This is a genomic window from Rhizobium sp. O111 (assembly GCF_055616315.1).
This window is the reverse complement of record NZ_JBSHXL010000003.1, coordinates 276,961-296,454: the sequence shown is the minus strand read 5'-3', so window position 1 is coordinate 296,454 and position 19,494 is coordinate 276,961. Positions and strand designations below refer to the sequence as shown.

At 60.8% G+C, this 19,494-nt stretch carries 19 protein-coding genes and 1 pseudogene; 6 read left to right on the top strand and 14 right to left on the bottom strand.

Annotated features, from left to right (window positions below; genetic code table 11):
- From ACVTFQ_RS27170 to ACVTFQ_RS27155, 4 genes are all read right to left on the bottom strand, one after another.
- Complete coding sequence (locus ACVTFQ_RS27170; RefSeq protein WP_111564553.1) at window positions 1-1,539, bottom strand: L-aspartate oxidase; 1,539 nt, start codon at window positions 1,537-1,539, stop codon at window positions 1-3.
- Window positions 1,536-2,507: a quinolinate synthase NadA gene (gene nadA / locus ACVTFQ_RS27165; protein ID WP_111564552.1), complete on the bottom strand. Its 972-nt coding sequence runs from the start codon at window positions 2,505-2,507 to the stop codon at window positions 1,536-1,538. The genes ACVTFQ_RS27170 and nadA overlap by 4 nt, the downstream gene beginning before the upstream one ends.
- A gap of 67 nt (window positions 2,508-2,574) precedes the next feature.
- A complete protein-coding gene (locus tag ACVTFQ_RS27160; protein ID WP_111564551.1) occupies window positions 2,575-3,474 on the bottom strand; it encodes an NUDIX hydrolase in 900 nt (299 codons plus the stop codon).
- 45 nt (window positions 3,475-3,519) lie between these two features.
- Entirely contained in the window at window positions 3,520-4,530 is a 1,011-nt protein-coding gene (locus ACVTFQ_RS27155) for a type I glyceraldehyde-3-phosphate dehydrogenase (protein WP_113177585.1), read from the bottom strand.
- A gap of 630 nt (window positions 4,531-5,160) precedes the next feature.
- Between ACVTFQ_RS27155 and ACVTFQ_RS27150 the strand changes: the two genes are divergently transcribed.
- Window positions 5,161-5,649: a hypothetical protein gene (locus ACVTFQ_RS27150; protein ID WP_146618545.1), complete on the top strand. Its 489-nt coding sequence runs from the start codon at window positions 5,161-5,163 to the stop codon at window positions 5,647-5,649.
- 228 nt (window positions 5,650-5,877) lie between these two features.
- Here ACVTFQ_RS27150 and ACVTFQ_RS27145 read toward each other — a convergent pair whose 3' ends face one another.
- Window positions 5,878-7,377 carry a L,D-transpeptidase family protein gene (locus tag ACVTFQ_RS27145; RefSeq protein ID WP_181459328.1) on the bottom strand — a complete coding sequence of 500 codons (1,500 nt, stop codon included), beginning with the start codon at window positions 7,375-7,377 and terminating at the stop codon, window positions 5,878-5,880.
- A 276-nt stretch (window positions 7,378-7,653) separates the two neighbouring features.
- Between ACVTFQ_RS27145 and ACVTFQ_RS27140 the strand changes: the two genes are divergently transcribed.
- From ACVTFQ_RS27140 to ACVTFQ_RS27125, 4 genes and pseudogenes are all read left to right on the top strand, one after another.
- Window positions 7,654-7,980, top strand: coding sequence for a WGR domain-containing protein (locus ACVTFQ_RS27140; RefSeq protein ID WP_283193676.1), 327 nt, complete (start codon window positions 7,654-7,656; stop codon window positions 7,978-7,980).
- Window positions 7,981-8,393: 413 nt separating this feature from the next.
- Window positions 8,394-8,648, top strand: a complete 255-nt coding sequence (locus ACVTFQ_RS27135) for a type II toxin-antitoxin system Phd/YefM family antitoxin (protein WP_111564548.1) — start codon at window positions 8,394-8,396, stop codon at window positions 8,646-8,648.
- Entirely contained in the window at window positions 8,648-9,049 is a 402-nt protein-coding gene (locus ACVTFQ_RS27130) for a type II toxin-antitoxin system VapC family toxin (RefSeq protein WP_111564547.1), read from the top strand. Before ACVTFQ_RS27135 ends, ACVTFQ_RS27130 begins: the two co-directional genes overlap by 1 nt.
- A gap of 93 nt (window positions 9,050-9,142) precedes the next feature.
- Window positions 9,143-10,124, top strand: a pseudogene (locus ACVTFQ_RS27125) (tyrosine-type recombinase/integrase).
- Window positions 10,125-10,185: 61 nt separating this feature from the next.
- Here the strand turns inward: ACVTFQ_RS27125 and ACVTFQ_RS27120 are convergent.
- From ACVTFQ_RS27120 to ACVTFQ_RS27090, 7 genes are all read right to left on the bottom strand, one after another.
- Window positions 10,186-10,920 (bottom strand): hypothetical protein, encoded by a 735-nt coding sequence (locus tag ACVTFQ_RS27120; protein ID WP_470424265.1) that lies wholly within the window; start codon window positions 10,918-10,920, stop codon window positions 10,186-10,188.
- 463 nt (window positions 10,921-11,383) lie between these two features.
- Entirely contained in the window at window positions 11,384-12,328 is a 945-nt protein-coding gene (locus tag ACVTFQ_RS27115) for a 2-hydroxyacid dehydrogenase (protein ID WP_112435610.1), read from the bottom strand.
- A 90-nt stretch (window positions 12,329-12,418) separates the two neighbouring features.
- On the bottom strand, window positions 12,419-13,207 hold the full coding sequence (locus tag ACVTFQ_RS27110) for a transporter substrate-binding domain-containing protein (RefSeq protein ID WP_111564545.1): 789 nt from the start codon (window positions 13,205-13,207) through the stop codon (window positions 12,419-12,421).
- 59 nt (window positions 13,208-13,266) lie between these two features.
- Window positions 13,267-14,226 (bottom strand): agmatinase, encoded by a 960-nt coding sequence (locus ACVTFQ_RS27105; protein ID WP_111564544.1) that lies wholly within the window; start codon window positions 14,224-14,226, stop codon window positions 13,267-13,269.
- Between the two features lie 8 nt (window positions 14,227-14,234).
- Window positions 14,235-14,891 (bottom strand): amino acid ABC transporter permease, encoded by a 657-nt coding sequence (locus ACVTFQ_RS27100; RefSeq protein ID WP_111564543.1) that lies wholly within the window; start codon window positions 14,889-14,891, stop codon window positions 14,235-14,237.
- Window positions 14,891-15,700 carry an amino acid ABC transporter ATP-binding protein gene (locus ACVTFQ_RS27095; protein ID WP_111564542.1) on the bottom strand — a complete coding sequence of 270 codons (810 nt, stop codon included), beginning with the start codon at window positions 15,698-15,700 and terminating at the stop codon, window positions 14,891-14,893. Before ACVTFQ_RS27095 ends, ACVTFQ_RS27100 begins: the two co-directional genes overlap by 1 nt.
- The gene (locus ACVTFQ_RS27090) at window positions 15,697-16,323 is read right to left on the bottom strand and encodes a DUF1989 domain-containing protein (RefSeq protein WP_111564596.1); all 627 of its coding nucleotides are present in this window, start codon (window positions 16,321-16,323) and stop codon (window positions 15,697-15,699) included. The genes ACVTFQ_RS27095 and ACVTFQ_RS27090 overlap by 4 nt, the downstream gene beginning before the upstream one ends.
- 290 nt (window positions 16,324-16,613) lie before the next feature.
- On the opposite strand from ACVTFQ_RS27090, the gene ACVTFQ_RS27085 reads away from it, so the two are divergent.
- The gene (locus tag ACVTFQ_RS27085; RefSeq protein WP_112435611.1) at window positions 16,614-17,789 is read left to right on the top strand and encodes a M24 family metallopeptidase; all 1,176 of its coding nucleotides are present in this window, start codon (window positions 16,614-16,616) and stop codon (window positions 17,787-17,789) included.
- Between the two features lie 66 nt (window positions 17,790-17,855).
- On the opposite strand, the gene ACVTFQ_RS27080 is transcribed toward ACVTFQ_RS27085, so the two are convergent.
- Window positions 17,856-18,269: a VOC family protein gene (locus ACVTFQ_RS27080; protein ID WP_112435612.1), complete on the bottom strand. Its 414-nt coding sequence runs from the start codon at window positions 18,267-18,269 to the stop codon at window positions 17,856-17,858.
- Between the two features lie 34 nt (window positions 18,270-18,303).
- Complete coding sequence (locus tag ACVTFQ_RS27075) at window positions 18,304-19,494, bottom strand: M24 family metallopeptidase (protein WP_112435613.1); 1,191 nt, start codon at window positions 19,492-19,494, stop codon at window positions 18,304-18,306.

The window sequence follows — 19,494 nt, the reverse complement described above, 5'->3', positions numbered from 1 at the left end:
TCATGCACTCCTTGCAAAGTTTGATGAGCTTGCGGAACGGGCGATCTGCAACGCCTGTTCAAGCGTTATCCGGCTGCGCTCAGCAACCGCGTGCTTCAACGGATAGTCGGTCCGGGCATGCGCCCCGCGCGATTCCGTGCGCAGGCTTGCGGAGACGGCGATCATCAACGCGACGATCGCGGGGTCGGCCGCTATGTCATTGCCTTCTGCCACAGGCAACAGCTCCTCAATCGCCTGGTGAATGCCGACCGCGCCGCGCAGAACGCCAACTTGCCGGGAGACAATTGGGCGCACGGTCGTCGTGTCGGGCACGCTCGGCATGGGCGGAACATATCCAAGCGTAACCGCCGTCAGCTTTGATCTCATGTCGTTGGCCGCGCGCACGCCCATGACGGCGGCTTCCAGCAGCGAATTGCTGGCGAGCCTGTTGGCGCCATGCAATCCGGTCGAAGCGGCCTCACCCGCGACCCAAAGGCCAGCAACGGTACTGCGTCCGGCTCGATCCGTCGCAACACCGCCCATGTGGTAATGCGCGGCCGGGCGAACGGGGATCGGCTGCTCGGCGGTATCGATCCCGGCCGAGCGGCAAGCGGCATGGATCGTGGGAAAGCGCGAGGCGAAGCGCGCGCCAATCGCTTGGCGCGCATCGAGAAAGGCGCGGCCGCCGCGGGCGATCTCGGCGCTGATTGCACGCGCGACAACATCGCGCGGCGCGAGTTCAGCACCTGCAACATGCCTCATGAAGCGTTCGCCGCGCTCGTTGATCAGCACGGCGCCCTCGCCCCTCACCGCCTCGCTGATCAGGACCAGAGGGCGCCGATTGCCGTCAAGTGCGGTCGGGTGGAACTGGACGAATTCCATATCGGCGAGCACGGCACCCGCGCGCGCGGCGAGCACGATCCCCTGGCCGAAGTTGCCGGCAGGATTGGTCGTCGCCTCATACAGTCCGCCAATGCCGCCGGTGGCGAGAAGAATGCGCGACGACGGCAAGACCATGCCCCCGCCAGAACTGGCGCAGAGCAAGCCGGAAACAACGCCATCAGTCGTCAATATCCGCCGCGCATCCACCCCTTCGATAACGGTGATTGCAGGATCGGCATGGACCGCCCTTTTGAGGGCGGCGATAATGGCCGCACCCGAGCCATCGCCGCCGGCATGCACGACGCGCCGACGCGAATGGGCAGCCTCCAGGCCGAGCGCCAGACTCCCATTGCCATCTTGATCGAACGAGACGCCGAGACGCTGCAAGGCTCCGATCACGGACGGCGCTTCAGCAATAATTTCGGCGGCTGCAGCGGCATCGCAAAGGCCATCGCCGGCAGCGAGGGTATCGGCAAGGTGCAGGTCCACACTATCATCCGCACCGATGCATGCCGCGATGCCACCCTGCGCCCACCCGCTCGAGCTCTCGGCGCCGAGATGTGCGCGGGTGACGAGCACGCAGGGCTCGGGAGACAGCGTCAATGCCGCGATCAGCCCGGCAAGCCCGCTTCCGACAATGACCGGTCGATCCGCGAGGTTTTGGAGGATCTCGGTCATATCGCCAGCATCCTTTCGACAGCGCGGCGAGCAGCAGTCGCGACATTGGCGTCGACGACGACTTCGTGCTGGTTTTCCTCAAGCGCGGTTCGAATGTTGCGCAAGGTGATGCGCTTCATGTGCGGGCAGAGATTACAGGGGCGAATGAACTCGACATCGGGATGATGCACCGCGACGTTGTCGCTCATCGAGCACTCGGTCAGAAGCACGACGCGGGCAGGCTTCTTCTCTCCGACATAGTCGGACATGACCGCCGTCGAGCCTGCAAAGTCGGCTTCCGCCACGACATCCGGCGGGCATTCGGGATGGGCGAGCACGGTGACGCCGGGATGGTTCTCCCGAAGCTGGCGAACATCTTCGGCGGAGAACAGTTCATGCACTTCGCAGTGCCCGTGCCAGGCGATGATCTCGACATTCGTTTCCTTGGCGACGTTGCGTGCCAGGTATTCGTCGGGGATCATCAGAACTCTGGGAACGCCGAGCGCCTCGACGATCTGCTTGGCATTGCCCGATGTGCAGCAGATGTCAGATGCTGCCTTCACAGCGGCCGATGTGTTGACGTAGGTGATCACGGGAACGCCGGGGTAAGCCTTGCGCAGCAGGGCGACGTCCTCGGGCGTGATGGAATCCGCCAGCGAACAGCCCGCCTCGGTGTCGGGGATCAAAACCGTCTTTTTCGGGTTCAGCAGCTTGGCCGTCTCGGCCATGAAATGCACACCCGCGAGCACGATCACGTCGGCGTCGACGTCGATTGCCTTGCGGGCAAGCGCCAGGCTGTCACCGACGATATCGGCGACACCGTGGAAGATCTCCGGCGTTTGATAGTTATGCGCGAGGATGACCGCGTTGCGTTTGCGCTTCAGCTCCAGGATTGCCTCGACATCCTCCTCGAAGCTCATCCATTCCGCTTTGGGAATGACCCGGCTGACACGGTTGTAAAGCGACGCGGCAGACACTGCGGTATTCATCTCATCCTCCATTATACTCAGTTCGAGTATATCTAGGAGAAATAGATATTCTCACAGTGAGCATATGTCAATTGCGGGCGAGAGGCAGCTTTGTCCCTGATAGAGCGCGTTCTTCGACGACCGTCTGCCGGAAGCGGAAGAGCTTGGCGGGGCGGCCGCCGGTTTCGCTGGTGATGCCACCGGTTTCCTCGACAAGCTCCTGCTGCTCGATAAGGCGGCGGAAGTTCTGTTTGTGGAGGCAAAGGCCGGCCAAGGCCTCGACCGTTCGCTGCAGCTGCAGCAAGGTGAACGCGCTCGGCATCAGCTCGAAGACGACCGGGCGGTATTTTATCTTCGCGCGCAGGCGCGCTATGCCGGTCGCCAGGATCCTGCGGTGGTCGGCAAACATCGGCCGGCCAAAATTGTCGCTCACATCACCTGCTTCTGTCACCAACCCGGCTTCGTAGAGCAATTCGTATCGCTGCAGCGTCAGATCCTCGTTCCAGCCACCGTGATCGAGGCCGAAGGTGAAGTCGGCGCGCTGGTGACGCTCGTCGCGACGTCTTGGGTCGACATCGGCCCAGACCCGGAGCTTCTCGATGATCGCATCCAGAACCTTGGGTCGTCCCTGCCGATGATCCTCCCACGGCAGATATTCGTACCACCCATGCCATGCCGGACGGCCCGCACCTGGCGCATCCTGTTCCAGCACCAGCCCGAGATAGCTGATCGAGATCGTTCGTCCGCCACGAATGTCGTTGTTGCGGTCCCGGTCGGCGAATGTGTAGAGCTGCTCAAGGTAGCCGATCGGGTGGCCGGTCTGCTCCTGGATCCATTCGCGCAAGCCGCTCTGCAGCGTGCGATGTCCAAGCTCGAACGGGCCGGACGGCAAGGCTTCGCCGGAACGCACCGTCATCACACGTGGCTCGTTGCTGGTGACGGCTGCCACAACAGCCATGAGTTCCGCGTGGGCAAGCCCGATCGTCAAGCAATTCTCCCTGAATTTAGCAACATCAATTGCACGCCGGCCGCTTTACCGCCTGCCCGCAACCTTCTGCCCCAAGAGGCTTGCCACGTCGAGCATCCGGTTCGCGAAGCCAAATTCGTTGTCGTACCAGCCGAACACGCGAAGCAGTCCACCCGGCGCGATCGATGTCTCCGGACCGGAGACGACCAATGACTCCTGGCGCGCCCGCATGTCCACGGAAACCACCGGCTTCTCCGTCCAACCAAGAACACGTGACGCGGCGGCAGCTTTTTGCATCTGCGCGCGCGCATCGGCGAGTGACGGGGTGTCTCGCAACGACACTGTCAGATCGATCGCCGAAACGCTCGCCGTCGGCACCCTTATGGCACGCGCCTCGATCGCTCCAGCCAGCGACGGCAGGACCTTGCCGAGAAGCTTGTGCGCGCTGGTGGTCGTCGGCACCATGGAGAGCGCGGCGGCGCGGCTTCTCGCGAAATCGTCACGCGGCTGGTCAACCGTGGGCTGGCTCCCGGTATAGCAATGCACAGTGGTCATCTGGCCGCCCACCACGCCCCAGGCATCGTCGATAACCTTGAGCAACGGGGCAAGCGCATTGGTCGTGCAGGAAGCGTTGGAGACGATGAGGTGATCCCCAAGCATCTCCTCGTTGGCGCCGAGAACAACCGTCACATCGGCGGCCTCGGCGGGCCCTGAGATCAACACGCTTTTCGCGCCCGCTTCCAGCGCACGAGAAATGAACTCGCGTGTATAGCGCTGGCCCGTGCACTCGAGAAAGACATCGACATCCGAGAGATCAAGCTGGCGGACATCGCGAACATTGTGGAAGGCGATCAGCCTGTCGCCCACCTGCAGCGCCTGGTCGCGGACCGCGACCTCTTCCGGCCAGGGGCCGAAAACACTGTCATACTGGAAGAGGTAGGCGCAGCTTTCCAGCGCCGCGACATCGTTGATCAGGACGAGTTCGAAACTCCCGCCCTTGCTCAGCAGGACACGCAGCACCGTTCGGCCGATGCGACCGAAACCATTGATGGCTATTTTCGTCTTCCGCTTTGTCATGTGTGCCCGGACTCACATTGCCTGTCATTGCTCGGTACGCCCGTCAGACGGATTTCGCAACATGGAGATCTGGCTTCCTCAGCCTCCGTGGCAGCGCAACCGCCGACTGCGCGGATATGTCCCTCCCGGGTCTGCGATTGATTGTTAGAAATGGAAAAATCGGGGGCACATCTCTGCGACAAATCAATATTAGCTATGCGTCACGCAAAGCTGGCAGGCACGATTGAAATGCCAACGGCTGACTCGGGTCGCGGTCAATCACGGAGGCGACAACGACCGTTGAGTTCGATCGGATTGGTGGGCGTTCTGTTTGCCGCGAGCCGTTGGCCGATGAATGCCATGAACGGTGCGCGGCGACGACCGACGTGTGAAGCAGACGAAAGAGAACGTGAATCATGTTAGAAAAAATGATCCACGTCCTGCGCTTTCGCTCTCTACCTTGCGCAAGCGTGGTGTTGCTACCTAATTCCGGAAGATTGGAGCAGGCGTCGGGGACTGACAGTTTCAGTGGTTTCATCCCGACCGGTCGATAAAGAGCGACGAGAACACCGCGCGTTGCCACTCATGTCACCGCTCTCGTCAGCAGAGCCAGTTCATGTTCACGCTTTTTGAAGCAAAGAGCGTCAGCAGTTGAGCAGGCCGTTCACGAAGATCTCGGGCAGCGCACGCCAGCGGCTCGGCGGACGCATCGTCCTTGCCGTCTGCATGGACACGCTCATGCTGCTTGGTCTCGCATACTGGTGGCTCGAAAACCTCGCCCAGGAGCTTTTTGGAACCGCGTTGTTCCTGCTTCTTGTAAGGCATATCTACCGGAACCGGAGCTGGTTTCGGAACATCGTCAAAAGGCATTATGGTTTACGACGCACGGTTATCGTCACATTTCATGCCGCGCTCGCTCTGAACATGGCTGCGCTTCTGGCAACAAGTCTCGCCATATCCCAATCCCTATTCGCGGCTCTGCCACGGCCGGATAGCGCCGTGCTGACCGAAATACACTGGTTCTCTTGGGCCGTGATCGCGATCGGGTGCCATGTCGGGCCGCACTGGTCGAGGATCGGGGCAATCACGAGCGCCGCCCTCGATCTGCCGCCGGCCACACCGGCTCAGACACGGTCCTGACGTTACTCGCCGTCGTGCTTGTCGCAATCGGCATATCGAGCCTTTCAGCGCTCGGTGTCCAAACGAAGCTATCCTTTGAGCTAAGTCCCAATTTCTGGGACTTCAGCACTTCGGCAACACCATTCTTTGTCCGCAGGACCGGTGTTCTTGCACTGCCCGCGATCACAACCTATTGCGCAATGGATATTGTTCCACGCCTCCGAACGCGATCGAAGCTCTGATGTGACGCTAGGAGCGGCTTGCGCTCGTTGCGGCTATCGCGTTGAGCGTCTGCGCATCGCGACCATAGATGTCGTCGTAATAGTGAATGATGCCGTCGGCCGTCGGCCATGCCGTGAAATAGGAGACGTAAACGGGAACTTCCTCGGGAACCGGAACGTCCTTCTTCTCACCGCCCGCAATTTCCTGCGCGACCGAATCCACCGATGTTTTCAAGACGGCGGCGGCCATGGCTCTCGGATTTTCCAGCCGCACGCAACCGTGGCTGAACATTCTATCCTGCGAAGCGAATTTTCCGCGCGCCGGCGTGTCGTGCATGTAGATGGCATGCGGATTGGGGAACAATATCTTCAGCTGGCCGAGCGCATTATCGGGGCCTGGCGGCTGTACGACGGCGATATTCTCGAGCGGTTGCGCCCAATCGACTTTCGCCGAGGACATCGGCTTGCCGTTGACCGATACCTTGTAGCCCTCGCGGTCGAGGTAGGACGGATCCCGCTTCAGATGCGGAAGCATCTCGTTCTTGATGATCGACTGCGGCACCCCCCAATCGGGATTGAATTCGACTGTCTTGATCGAAGCATCGAAAAAGTTCGTCTGGTGATCTTGCTGCCCAATCACCGCCTTCATCGAAAGGGTGACATCGCCGTTCTCGGTGTAGTAGGCCATATAGGCCGGCTGATTGATGAATACGTACCGATCCGGAAACTCCTGCGGCAACCATCGCAGCTCCTCCATGGCGACAATCACCTTGTTCTTGTTGACGGTCGTATCCCCGCCCTGGCCTGATGTTCGCAACCAGTGCAATTCGGCGGCGAGCTGGGCAAACTTTGGACTGCTCGGCATGAAGCGGTCGACCGCCGACGCCAGGTTTTGCGCTGCTGCCAACTGAGCAAGCGTCGCTTTCAAATCGACGGGCTTACGCTTGAAGTCATAATAGTTCGACAGCTTGTTCGGATCGATGCGCCCCCTGAAATTATCCTGGAGAAACATCAGCATATTGTTTGAGAGGGACAGTTCGAACGCTGCCAAAGCTTTGGCGCGGTCGGGCGAATTCTGCTGCAAAGTCTCCGGAGATGGCGAAACGGCATAGTCCGAAACGGTTAGTCCCCAATCGTCGGCCTGCCGCAAGAGGTCAAGCGCTTGCCTCGCCTTGGCGTTCGGTCCCTTCGCGTCAGTCCAGATGAGCTTTGTTTTCGGCTGACCATAATAGGCTTCAAGCGCGGCGGCAATGTCGCTGTTCATCGATGGAGAAAGGCCAGCCATCTCCCGCAGGACCTTGGCCGGGTTTCCAGCCCCGCTTTCGAACAGCGTCGACAGCGCTGAATCGTCACCGTGACCGGCGACATGCACGAGCCGGCGCTCGGGAACGGCATATCCCTTCGAGGCGGAGAGCTGCGCAGCGGGCGCGGCGGGCTGCGGCTCCGCACGGGCGCCTATCCCGCTTGCCATAAGCGCGACCACGCTCATCAGAGTGATCTTCAGGCGTAAAGCTGATGTGTCTGCCATTCCAAATATCCCCAGCACTCGACGAGAAAAGCCACTCCGGATGAGCACACTATCTTCGCTTGTCGTCACCGCGGACTAGAGCGGCAACATTCAGGCGGAAGCTGGGCAAAACGCCATCACGAGAGGTTGAAAGCAGGACCACGACAAAAATGTCACGCGTATGAAATGCAGGCGCGACAGTATGGTGGGCGGGTCATCACTCAGGTGAATCGTTCACCCTCGATTGATTCATAAGTCTCGTTGGACGCCAGCACCTGCTTCCCCGATTCTAGGGGCATGATCGCTCAGCTATATCATCACCATGTCGAACGCACGGACGCCGAGAGGAACATGGCCCGGTATTACATCATGAAGATCTCCCTGGCGCTATTCGGCGAGATCCGCCTGACACGCAGCTGGGGTCGGATTGGCCAAAATGGACAAACCAAGGAGCACCATTTCGAGCGTGAGACGGAGCAGTCGGTCTGTTTCTCGCGCTCGTCCGGCAGCGGGCACGCGGTTATCGGCCGCGTGTCGCACCTCTCAGCCCATGAGACCGGGCCGCGGCTGGTCGATTTGACGCCGTGTCAGGCGCCACACTGGCGACGCCTGACACGATCATAGGCTCAGAAGTCTTCCCAGGCTTTGTCCACGACCGCTACCGCGGCCGGCCGGCCATCACGGCGCCAGGATATGATTTCATCGTGCATGGATGCAGTCCCGTCTTATATGGCTGTCATTACACGGCATGCTCCCGTCGAATGCAAAAGTCTGCAAAACCTGCGATGCAAAGGTTAGGTGTATCGCATCCCACGTCATCGTCGGCGACACTCCGCCTCTGAACGATCGTGCGCTTCAGCGATATTCGGTCGGATTTAGGAAATCCCTCCCAAAAGCATTCTCGGACGTCGTTGATATGGTTCCCGGATAGGCCACGAACGCCAAGATTTTACTTCTAAACGTGCACTCCGGGCTTTCGGATGATTGAGAACAGTGCTATTTGTGGCTAGACAGCCTAGCTAGATTGGAGCAAATTCATGGATTGGCAGCTGCAGGACGCTAAAAACCAATTTTCGAAAGTAGTGCAAAAAGCCCGCTTTGAAGGCCCGCAAGAGATAACCGTGCGTGGCGAGCGGACGGCGGTTGTCTTGTCCGCAAAAGACTATGACGCTTTGCGCGCAGGGCGACCGACTTTGGTCGATGATCTGCTTGCCGGTCCGCCTTGGGATGACGCCTTCACCGACGCGGTCGACGCGCGGGCTAAAGTCTCAAGCCGCGACGTGGCTTTCTGATGTATCTAGTGGATACGAATATCGTCTCGGAGGCAAGGCGGGGCACCCCGCAGGCAGTGTCCTGGCTGCGCTCGGTCGATCCTCTCAGCGTCCACTTGAGTGCGCTGACGCTTGGTGAGATCATGCGCGGTATTGCCTTGAAACAAAAATCAGATCCCAAGGCTGCGGCACATCTTGCCGAATGGCTGCGCAAGCTGCGCCACGATCATTCTGACCGCATCCTCACGGTGACCGACGAGATCGCAGTCGAATGGGGCCGCATCGCCGCGATCCGTCCGCGCGGAGACATCGACGGGCTGATCGCAGCCACCGCAATCGTCCATGACCTGATCCTCGTCACTCGCAACGTCAAGGACTTTGAGGACACAGGCGCAGCCGTGATCAATCCATGGGAAGCGTGAGATGAGCGACATACTCGGTGGAGAAGCTGTGGCGGACGAGCCTTCCATTTCCAGAGCAGAAATCCCCTCCCCTCCCCACAACCGGGGTCCAGCCTGTCAGGCCAGCTGCAAGACCTCAACGATCGCGCTCGAAGCTACGTCGAGGCAGCCAGCTCGATCAACACCCGAAAAGCCTACGCATCCGACTGGAAGCATTTTTCCGCTTGGTGCCGGCGCTCCAATCTTTCCCCCCACACCCACAGGCGGTCGGGCTTTACATTACCGCCTGTGCTTCCGGCACGGCCGAACGCGGCATGAAGGCGAATTCTGTCGCGACGATCGAGCGTCGTCTCTCGTCAATATCCTGGAACTATGCACAACGCGGTCTGAGCCTTGATCGCAAGGACCGGCATATCGCCACTGTCATGGCTGGCATCCGCAACAGCCATGGACGGCCGCCGGTCCAGAAGGAAGCTGTCATGGCGACAGACGTCATCGCCATGCTAGAAACACTCGATCGCGGCACTCCGCGTGGTGTGCGCGACCGGGCGATGCTGCTGGTCGGCTACGCAGGTGGACGCCGGCGCTCCGAGATCGTCGGCCTCGGTCTAAAGGTGGATCAGACCGAAGACAGCCGTGGCTGGATCGAAATCCTCAATAAGGGCATGCTCCTCACTTGCGTGGCAAGACCGGATGGCGGGAGGTCGAGATCGGCCGCGGCTCAGCCGATGCGACCTGCCCGGTCGCCGCAGTTGAGACCTGGATCAAGTTCGCCAAGCTGGCTCATGGCCCGCTTTTTCGCCGGGTGACCGGACAAGGCAAAGCAGTTGGGACAGAACGACTGAATGACAAGGAAGTAGCTCGGCTGGTGAAGCGGGCCGCAATGGCGGCCGGCGTTCGCGGTGATCTTAGCGAGATCGGACGCGCCATCAAATTCTCCGGACATTCCCTTCGCGCGGGCTTGGCCTCCTCCGCCGAAGTCGACGAGCGTTACGTCCAGAAACAGCTCGGTCATGCTTCAGCGGAGATCACACGCAGATATCAGCGCCGGCGGGATCGCTTCCGCGTGAATCTCACCAAGGCATCAGGGCGTTAGTTGGCCCTCCCCTACTCCGCAGCGAAATCGAAAGAGGAGATTTCAGTGCCGAATTCCTCGCTTAGCGCTTCAATTGAAATCGGGAGCTAAAAGCCACAGCCGTATCGCCGCGTGCAAGAGATGTCATGCGCTCGCGCAATCTCGCGATCGGTGCGGTAATCCCGCGCGCGGACACCAGCAGGGCCGCCGCGATACTTGCCGCGAAGATGAGGGTCAGCATCGTGAGGGAGATGAAAATCGTCGAGCGCGTCTGCTGGGTCAGCTCGTTCGCTCGCGCATTGATATTCTTCTTCATCAATGTCGTGAGATCGCGCATATCGGACAGCAGCGGCCTGATCAGGATATCCGCCTGCGCCAGAATCGCTAGCGCTTCGGCTGCACGCCCGCTTCCCAATTTGACGGCGGCATCGGTCTTGGCGATCACGTCATTCGACCTCGCGATGAAGGCATCGATCGCCTCAGCATCCTCTGGACGACCACCCTTGGATTGCTGGAGGCGAGCGATCAGGCTCCCGGCGTTGTCCTTGTAAAAGTCGTTCGCCGCCTTGAAGGCCGGATCCCGAGCGTCGTAGGCAAGCGTCTGGTAGGCCGCGTAACCGATGGAAACCAGGCTTCGCGTGGAGGCGACGAGGTCGACCTCTGCCTGATAGTCCTGCGCGATGAACTCCGAATAGGTGGCATCGACGGCCTTGAACTTATCGGACATGAAGAGCGTGGCGCCGATGCCCATCACACAGATGGGAATGATGAGAGAGAGAATTTTCGTGCGAATGCGCGCGTTTTTCAGAAACGACATGTGACCTCTGTTTGACGGGATCGAGTGGCACGAGGCCGCGAATTCCCATTCGACAGCACGACAACACGACGGCGCCGGGACAACGGCACATGACGTGCCGAAGCGATGCGTATCGTTTCGCCATGCAGGGATAGGTCCATGGTTTCTTGGCCGCCAATCCACTCATCGATCGGGTGGGGATATCGACATGGCAGAGATCTTGGCCATCATGGCGACTTGAGCGGCTTCTACCAATTACAAATTCGGCTCAAGGCTAAGGTTTTCAGTATGTCTTGAAGGCAAATCAAAAGCACGGCGTAGCATGCGCCATGCCTACGCTTAAATCATCTAAGCAAATGCAATCTAGGACTATTTACTAGTTGTGAGAGCGTGGCCGCGCAATCAGTCTTTACTGGAATCAGTTTTCATAAAAATTGAACCAACATGCATCTTCCCGGCATCTCGAAACGATGCCAGGACGCGGCTAATAGCCCCGATCGAAATCGATCCCGTCGGGCGGGACGCCGGTCGCGCGGTATTCGTCGATCCTGTTGGCAACGATCTTTGCCGCGGTCGACGGGTTGGTGGGCGCCGAGATATGCGGCAGCACGGTCACGCCCGGGTGATCCCATAGAGGGCTCTGCTCATCGAGTGGTTCGGTCTCGAAGACATCAAGCACGGTATGCTTGACAGCGCCCGCATCGAGCGCCGCGATCAGCTCGATCGTTTTGACGATGCGGCCACGCCCGAAATTGATGAAGCCGGCGTTTGGGGGCAGTAGTGCGAATTCACGCGCGCCGAGGAGCCCCGTCGTTTCAGCCGTCAACGGCAGAAGGCAGACCACGATGTCGGACGTCCTGAGCATGGCGTCCAAGCCGTCCGCGCCGAAATAGGTCTCGACACCGTCGACCTGCTTTTCGGTCCGGCTCCAGCCGCTGACCGCAAAACCCGCCAACCGCAGTTGTCGTGCGGCCGCGCGGCCGAGCGTCCCGAGGCCCAGCAGGCCGACCCGCGTGTCGGGTGCCGACCGATAGGGAAGCTGTCGCCAAAGGCTTTGGCGTTGCTGCATGTCATAGGCGGGCATGTCGCGGGAGAGATAGAGGGTCCAGGCGAGCACGGCCTCGGCCATGGTGCGCGCGAGATCAGGATCGACGAGGCGTACGATCGGACGTGAGAAGCCCTTGAGTTCCAAGACCAACCGCTCGACACCCGCCCAGAGGCTGTGCACCCATTTCAAGTTCGGCAGCCGCTCGAGATCTGCGGGGTCGGGATTGGCGACGATGGCGATATCGACACGGCCGAGCTCATCCGGCGAAAGCTGACGAATGGAACGGATGGTTTCTTGCGGCATGGCTGCGCTGAGCGCCATGAGCCAGTTGCTTTCGGCTGCTTCGGACAAGCGCGTGACAAGCGCGATGAGAGGCGACATCGATCTGCTCTACATGGATTGCCCGGCGCGAAAGCCTGGCGGCATCAAGGAAAAAAGGCCGGGCACTTTCGGTGCCCAGCCATGCGATCATTACTGAATGGTCTTGATCGGGTCCTTCGGCGTCGGATCGAAGCCGACCAGATCGGTCGTCAGCTTGGCGTAGGTGCCGTCGGCAACCATGTCGGCCAGCGCCTTGTTCACGGCCTCGACCAGATGCGGCTTGCCCTTCTTGAAGGCGAAGCCCTTTTGAACGTGGCTGACATAATCGTCGGTCATGGTCAGCGGCATCTTCGCGGACTTGATGGCGTAGGCGGCGGCGATCGCATCGGTGATGACGGCGTCGACGTTGCCGTTGACGAGGTCCTGCATGGCGTCGGATTCGGCCTTGTAGCCCTTGGCGGTCGCGCCCTTGTCTTCGGCGATCTTCGTCCAGCTCGATGCAACGAGCGCACCGACCGTCTTGCCCTTGAGATCGGCAGCGCTCTTGATCGCGGAATCGGTCGGGATAACAACGCGGCCGCCGGATTCAAGCCAGCCGTTCGAGAAGGTGACCTGCTGCTGACGGGCTTCGGTGATGTCCATGGCCGCGCTGATGACGTCGTACTGGTCAGCCTGGAGGCCAACGAGCAGCGAGTCCCACTTGATCAGGACGGGCGTGTATTCGAGGTTGAGGCGCTTCGCGACTTCGGTCATGACGCGGATTTCGAGGCCGTCGAGCTTACCATCGGGCGCGCGCATGCTGAACGGCGCGTAGGTGCCTTCGGTGGCGACCATCAGCTTGCCCGGCTGAAGCAGCTCGAGGTCGGCGGCGTGGGCGATGGAGCTCACGGCCATGCCCGCAAGGGCGGCGGCGGTCATGATGAGAGATTTCAATTTCATGGTTCAGTTCCCTTTATGTTGGTTCATTGCATTCACGCGGCATCGCACGCCGGTTTTCGTTAACCCTTCGCCTGAGCGCGTTGGGAAGCAAGCAAGGCCATCAGTTCCGCCATCACGGTCGCGGCCATCAGGGCGGTGATCTGTCCCGGCCCATCGTAGAGTGGATTGGCCTCGACCACGTCGCAGCCGACGAGGTTGATGCCGTGGAGGGCGCGCAGAATCTGCAAGGTCTCACGCGCTGTCGGCCCACCCGCCTCGGGTGTCTGGACCGCGGGGGCCGCGGACGGATCGATGAAATCCATGTCGAAGGAAATGAAGGCCGGCCGGCCGCCGGCACGATCGGCGATGCGTTGGGCGAGACCATGGGGGCCGAGATCGAGTGCATCGTCGGTCGTCAGCACGTCGTAGCCGAGATCGATCGACTGGTTGATATCGTCCTTCTGGAACAGCGAGCCCCGCATGCCGATCTGAATAGAGTGCGCGGGATCGATGATGGCTTCCTCCGCGCCGCGGCGGAACGGGGTTCCGGCGCTATACTTCTTGCCGGCGAAATACTTGTCCCAGGTGTCGGTGTGGGAATCGAAGTGGATCAGTGAGATCGGGCCATGGACCTTGGCGAGCGCCCTGATCTCGGCCAGCGTGATCGAGTGATCGCCGCCGATCGCGAAGGGGACGATGCCGGCATTGACCAATGCCGCGACCGACTCTTCGATGCGCTCCAAGGATTCGATCTCGTAACCCGGCACGACGCTGGCGTCGCCGACGTCAGCCACGGCGAGCTCTTCGAAGACATTGATATCGCCGCGATAGGGATTGATCGGACGCAGCATCACCGACATGGCGCGCACCGCGTTCGGCGCGAAGCGCGCGCCGGTGCGGTACGGGCCGCCGGAATCGGAGGGAAGTCCGATCACGGCCGCGTCCAACCCGCTCAATGTCGTTGCCTGCGGCAGGCGCATGAAGGTCGGCACACCGCAGAACCGAGGCGTTTCAAGCGAGTCGATCGGCAGGACACTCATGGCTGACCTCAACCCAGGTTGGCGTAGCGTCGCTCAAGCCAGGAGGCGACGAATGTGAGGATCGTGGTCAGCAAGAGATAGATGACGGCTACCGCGATGTAGAACTCGAAGGGACGGAAGGTCGCCGCGATGAGGGTCTGCGCATAAAGCGTCAGCTCGACGACGGTGATCGTCGAAAGAAGCGAGGTGTTCTTCAGGGTCGAGATCGCCTCGTTGGTGACCGCGGGCAGGATGATGCGGAAGACCTGCGGCAGGATGATAGTGCGCATGGTCTCGCTGGGGCTGAAGCCGAGTGCCAGCGCCGATTCATTCTGGCCGCGCGGGATGGCGTTCAGGCCACCGCGGACGATCTCGGCGACATAGGCGCCGCTATTGATGCCGAGCGCGATGACGCCGGCCGTAAACGGCGAAAGCCGGATACCGATCTGCGGAAGGCCGAAATAGATGATGAAGACCTGGATCAGCGTCGGCGTGCCACGAATGAACCAGATATAGAAGCCCGCCGCCACGCGCGCGGATTTCCATTTGGAACGCTGTGCCAAGGCAGCCAGCAGGCCGCATGCCCAACTGACGACGATCGTCAGGATCGTCAGGCCGAATACCGTCCAGGCGGCTTCAAGAAAGCCTGGACCATAAAGCTGAACTTCTTCGATAAAACCGCTCATTACGCCTGCGCTCCCTGACCCTGATCGTTCGAGAAGGAATGACCAACGTCGTCATGCAGGATGCGATGAAGGAACTGCTTCAGGCGGTCGCTTTCGGGGTGCCTCAGAATATCCGGCGGCCCCTCTTCGGCGATCACGCCCTTGTCGAAGAACAGGACGCGCGAGGAGACGTCGCGCGCGAAGGCGATCTCGTGGGTAACGAGCAGCATGGTCATGCCCTCGGACGCCAGCGATGCCATCAGCACCAGCACCTCGTGAACGAGCTCCGGATCGAGCGCCGAGGTGACCTCGTCGAACAGCATCAGGCGCGGCTTCATGGCGAGCGCACGGGCGATCGCCACGCGCTGCTGCTGGCCGCCCGAGAGTCGCGACGGATAGCTATGGCGCTTTTCGAACAGGCCGATCCGCGACAGTAGAGCCTCGGCCTCCTCGATCGCCCGCGCGCGCGGCAGCTTCAAGAGACGGATCGGCGCGTGGGTGACGTTTTCGAGCACCGTCATGTGCGGCCAGAGATTGTAGCTCTGGAACACCATGCCGACGCGCGCCCGCAGGGACTGTAGCTGCGACGGCGTCGGGAAGAAGCGCGAGGCTGGACGGAAATCGAAAGACAGGCCCTCGAATTCCATGAAACCCGATTGCGGCATTTCCAGCGCGTTGATCGAGCGCAGGAAGGTGCTCTTGCCGGAGCCGCTGGCGCCGATGATCGAAACGACCTCGCCCGCCTTGACGTCCAGCGAGACGCCTTTCAGCACCTCGTTCTCGCCAAAGCTCTTGCGGATTTCGCGCAGTTTCAGAAGCTGCTCGCTCATGCTGACACCTCCGACGGATAGGTATCGAGGATATTGACCGCCACATCGCGCGGGGTGCGCGCGGCGCCGTTGATCGGCGTGATGTCCTGCGGACAGGCCGACAGGACGAAGATCAGATCCATCTCGGCGCGCATGACAACATAGTCGCCGGCAGCCGTATCGGGTGGGACGCGATCGACGGTGCCATCGGAAGTAACGGGCACGTTCATGAAGAGGTTCAACGACGCGGGCGTGAACGGCATTTCGATACCTACGCCAGAAAGCGCCTCGTGGAAGTTGTCGGTGCAACTGCGATGATACTCCTCGCATCCGAGCTGCTGATAGAGCTCGCGATTGCACGGGCAAAGCAACGTGTCGTGCCTGACCTTGGCGCTGTCGGCGACCATTGTCAGCATGGGGCGGCGGCGTGAACTCATCAGCGCCATCCCCTCGGTGAAGAAGATGTTGCTGTTCATCGAACGCGTGTGATCGAGCGAAGACGTCTCGAAGTGATCGCTGTCAGCCAACGCCCAGGCATCGACAACCTGGTTGCCATGGGTGTTCGTCACGAGGGCAAATTGCCCGGCCTTCATCTTGAAGGAGCGCCCCCTGCTGGCGGGCACGATATCTGCGTCTAGGCTCATTTCAAACTCGTCTTTCTTCGATGCGATCGGCATTGAGTGAGGGTCGATCGATCAAGTCCCAGCAACCCTATTCAGTATACCAGTGGAGTTCAAGTAGCAATTTCAACAAATTACAGCCCACATAATCGGCTTCGTGCGTGTAATTTAAGCAGAGTATGATTATATCATGAGCACATTTCGTCGGCTGATGCTTTAATTAGCAGAAGCGCGCATCGCTCGATTGACGTTCGGATACTCGTGGTGTACCGAAAATCAAGGCCTTACCGCGAGAGTGCATACGGAGTGATATGATGGATCGCTATTTTCCGCTGGACGAATACGAGGCGCGCTGGGATCGCGTTCAAAACGAGATGAAACGGCGTGGGTTTGCCACGACGGTCGTCTTCGGACGCGGCGGCGGAACGACCGACAATTGCGGCGACATTCTCTACCTCTCCAACCACTATGCCATCAGCGGCGGCATGGACTCGTTGATCTGGACCGCAAGATCCTTCGCGGGCGTCATCTTACAGGAAGGACTTGCGCCGCAGCTGCATATCGACGAGCCGGAAGTTCGTCGCGATCTGGTATCGATCGATGATGTGCTCAGCAGCAATCATCCCTTCGAAAGCGTCGCCCGCTCGCTCGTCGAACGCGGCGTGAAGGGCCCCGTCGCGCTTGTTGGCACCAACCTGATCCCGGTGAAATACTACCGCGAGTTGGAAGCCATTGCGCCCGATATCGAATGGGTCCCGGCCGACGACCTTGTCAGATCCGTTCGGCGGATCAAGAGCAAGCGCGAACTCGACTGTTATCGCGTCGCGGGCGAGACCGCGACGGCGGGAATGACGATCCTGATGGAAAGCCTGATCAGCGGCATGTCGGAGCGTGAAGCGGCCGGCGAGGCCGCTCGCGAGGTCGTCCGCCGCGGTGGCCGCATCCAGATGATCGGCACCAACCATGGCGACACGCTAGGCTTCGATCAGCGCTTCCCGCTCACGGGCTACAGCGCCGACGTGCCTGCTATCGGCGACATCGTCACCGGCACGCTTCATGGCCCGCTGTTTCAGGGATATTACCTTGACCCGGGCCGTACGGCTGTGCGTGGCAAGGCCAACAGCGAACAGCTGCGCCTGATCGAAGCCGCGGGCAACATCGTGCACCGCTTGTCGGATATGCTGAGACCCGGCACGAAGCTGCTTGACGTCGCGGCCGAAGGTGATCGCATGACGGCGGCATTCGGCGGCTCGATCTCGCCGATCATGAAGAACTTCCCCTTCTATGGCCACGGCATCGGTCTCGGCTTCGAGTTGCCGCGCATCTCGACGACCATGTCGATGCCTGAAGATGTCGTGGAAGAGAACATGGCATTCGGCGTCGAGGCGTTTCTATCGCTCGACGGCGTTGGTGCTGCCTTCTTCGAAGACATCATCATCATCGGCGGGGATGGCAACGAGCTCCTGACGAAGTCGCCGAGCGTCTTCTAGACTGAGCGACAACCGCGACCTGGATAAAAAAGGACCGGGCGAGATGATCGCCCGGTCCTTTTCTTTTTAGTGCGCGAAGACGCTGTCGAAGTCCTTGAAGCCCTTGACTTCGATCGGGTTGCCGCTCGGGTCGAAGAAGAACATCGTCCGCTGCTCGCCCGGCTCACCCTCGAAACGGACGACTGGCGGAATATCGAAGGCGATGTTGCCCTTTTGCAGGCGTTCGGCGAGCGCGAACCAATCATCGAGCGGCAGTACGACGCCGAGATGCGGCATCATCACCATGTGATCGCCGACCTTGCCGGTGCGCGTGACCTCGAACGGCTTGCCGAGGTGCAGCGAGATCTGGTGGCCGAAGAAGTCGAAATCGACCCAGGTATCGGTCGAACGGCCTTCGGCGCAACCGAGGACGTCGCCGTAGAAGCGTCTCGACGCGTCGAGATCGGTGACGTGGTAGGCGAGATGGAAGAGTGAGCGCACGGTGGTCTCCTTTGTGATGGCGATATGATCTTGATCAGCGAATGGTGAGGGTTCTGGGCAGGCTCGATAGCGGCTCGGCGCCGTGTTCGGTAACGATCACCGTCTCCGACGCACCGACCGTCCAATGGCCGTATCTGCGAAGCGTGGCAGGCAGGTGGAACACCATGCCGGGCTCGATTACGCGCGAGACGCCGGTAAACAGGCTGAGGATCCCCCCCTCGCCCCAGTCGGGCGCGAAGGCGACGCCCATCGAGTAGCCGATACGCTTGCGAAACGCGACGGTGTAGCCGGCCTCGTCGATGACGCTCTGTGCGGCCTCATGCGGCGCCGAACACGGCGCGCCCGGGCGGATCGCCGATAGCGCGGCATCAAGGGCGCGCAGCGAGCAATCCATCATCCGCTGTGCGTCATCCGGCGGGCCGCCGATCCAGACGCTGCGCATGAGCGCGGAATGATAACGGGCATGGCTGCCCGCGAGTTCGAGGAAAACGGGATCGCCCGCTTCCAACAGGCGCCGGCGCCAGGTCATGTGCGGCAGGCCGCTGCGTGGTCCCGACGAGACGAGCGGCTCCATTGCCATGGCCTCGGAACCGGCCTGCGTTGCGGCCCGCAGCATGGCCGCGGCGATGTCGTTTTCGTTGGCGCCACCACGGCAGGCGTCGATGGCCGCGATCATGCCCGCTTCGGCATAACGCGCGGCAGCACGGATCGCGGCGAGTTCATCGGCTGATTTGACCATGCGCAACGGCGGCAGGATGTCCGAGCCATCCGCAAGACGCTGCTGTCCAAGCTCCCTGGCGATCTCATCCGCAAGCCTGGGCGGCAGGAACCAGCCACCGAGCTCGATCGCCGGCCGCGTGATCTCGCGGTCTCGCAGCAGTGCCACCAGCGCCGAGACAGGGCTCTCGCCATCCTGGTAGACGACGATGTCGGAAAGCCAGGTATTGGCCACCGTTCCGTAGAGTTCCAGCTGCCGCACCAGCAGCGTGAGCTCGCCCGATGCCGTGAGGATCAGCGCCTGAAACGCGAAGTATCCGGCGGTTTGGCGCCCTGTCAGCCAATAGATCGTCTCAGGCCCGGTGACGACAAGCGCCTCGTGGCCGCTGGCCACCAGCGCCGACACTGCCCGCGCCTGACGCCTGGCGAATTCGTCTCGCGAGAACGAAGCCTCGCTTCCGCGAAGAGCGTCCAGGCCGTCATTGGGTGCCTTGGATTGCATTTTCAT

What these genes read in the sequence shown, in the direction of transcription:
- ACVTFQ_RS27100 (WP_111564543.1), bottom strand. Translation starts at nt 14,891, where the DNA reads ATGAGCGGTTTTATCGAAGAAGTTCAGCTTTATGGTCCAGGCTTTCTT.
- ACVTFQ_RS27140 (WP_283193676.1), top strand. Translation starts at nt 7,654, where the DNA reads ATGATCGCTCAGCTATATCATCACCATGTCGAACGCACGGACGCCGAG.
- ACVTFQ_RS27085 (WP_112435611.1), top strand. Translation starts at nt 16,614, where the DNA reads ATGGATCGCTATTTTCCGCTGGACGAATACGAGGCGCGCTGGGATCGC.
- ACVTFQ_RS27130 (WP_111564547.1), top strand. Translation starts at nt 8,648, where the DNA reads ATGTATCTAGTGGATACGAATATCGTCTCGGAGGCAAGGCGGGGCACC.
- ACVTFQ_RS27095 (WP_111564542.1), bottom strand. Translation starts at nt 15,700, where the DNA reads ATGAGCGAGCAGCTTCTGAAACTGCGCGAAATCCGCAAGAGCTTTGGC.
- ACVTFQ_RS27120 (WP_470424265.1), bottom strand. Translation starts at nt 10,920, where the DNA reads ATGTCGTTTCTGAAAAACGCGCGCATTCGCACGAAAATTCTCTCTCTC.
- ACVTFQ_RS27115 (WP_112435610.1), bottom strand. Translation starts at nt 12,328, where the DNA reads ATGTCGCCTCTCATCGCGCTTGTCACGCGCTTGTCCGAAGCAGCCGAA.
- ACVTFQ_RS27075 (WP_112435613.1), bottom strand. Translation starts at nt 19,494, where the DNA reads ATGAAAATGCAATCCAAGGCACCCAATGACGGCCTGGACGCTCTTCGC.
- ACVTFQ_RS27090 (WP_111564596.1), bottom strand. Translation starts at nt 16,323, where the DNA reads ATGAGCCTAGACGCAGATATCGTGCCCGCCAGCAGGGGGCGCTCCTTC.
- ACVTFQ_RS27170 (WP_111564553.1), bottom strand. Translation starts at nt 1,539, where the DNA reads ATGACCGAGATCCTCCAAAACCTCGCGGATCGACCGGTCATTGTCGGA.
- ACVTFQ_RS27110 (WP_111564545.1), bottom strand. Translation starts at nt 13,207, where the DNA reads ATGAAATTGAAATCTCTCATCATGACCGCCGCCGCCCTTGCGGGCATG.
- nadA (WP_111564552.1), bottom strand. Translation starts at nt 2,507, where the DNA reads ATGAATACCGCAGTGTCTGCCGCGTCGCTTTACAACCGTGTCAGCCGG.
- ACVTFQ_RS27105 (WP_111564544.1), bottom strand. Translation starts at nt 14,226, where the DNA reads ATGAGTGTCCTGCCGATCGACTCGCTTGAAACGCCTCGGTTCTGCGGT.
- ACVTFQ_RS27155 (WP_113177585.1), bottom strand. Translation starts at nt 4,530, where the DNA reads ATGACAAAGCGGAAGACGAAAATAGCCATCAATGGTTTCGGTCGCATC.
- ACVTFQ_RS27135 (WP_111564548.1), top strand. Translation starts at nt 8,394, where the DNA reads ATGGATTGGCAGCTGCAGGACGCTAAAAACCAATTTTCGAAAGTAGTG.
- ACVTFQ_RS27145 (WP_181459328.1), bottom strand. Translation starts at nt 7,377, where the DNA reads ATGGCAGACACATCAGCTTTACGCCTGAAGATCACTCTGATGAGCGTG.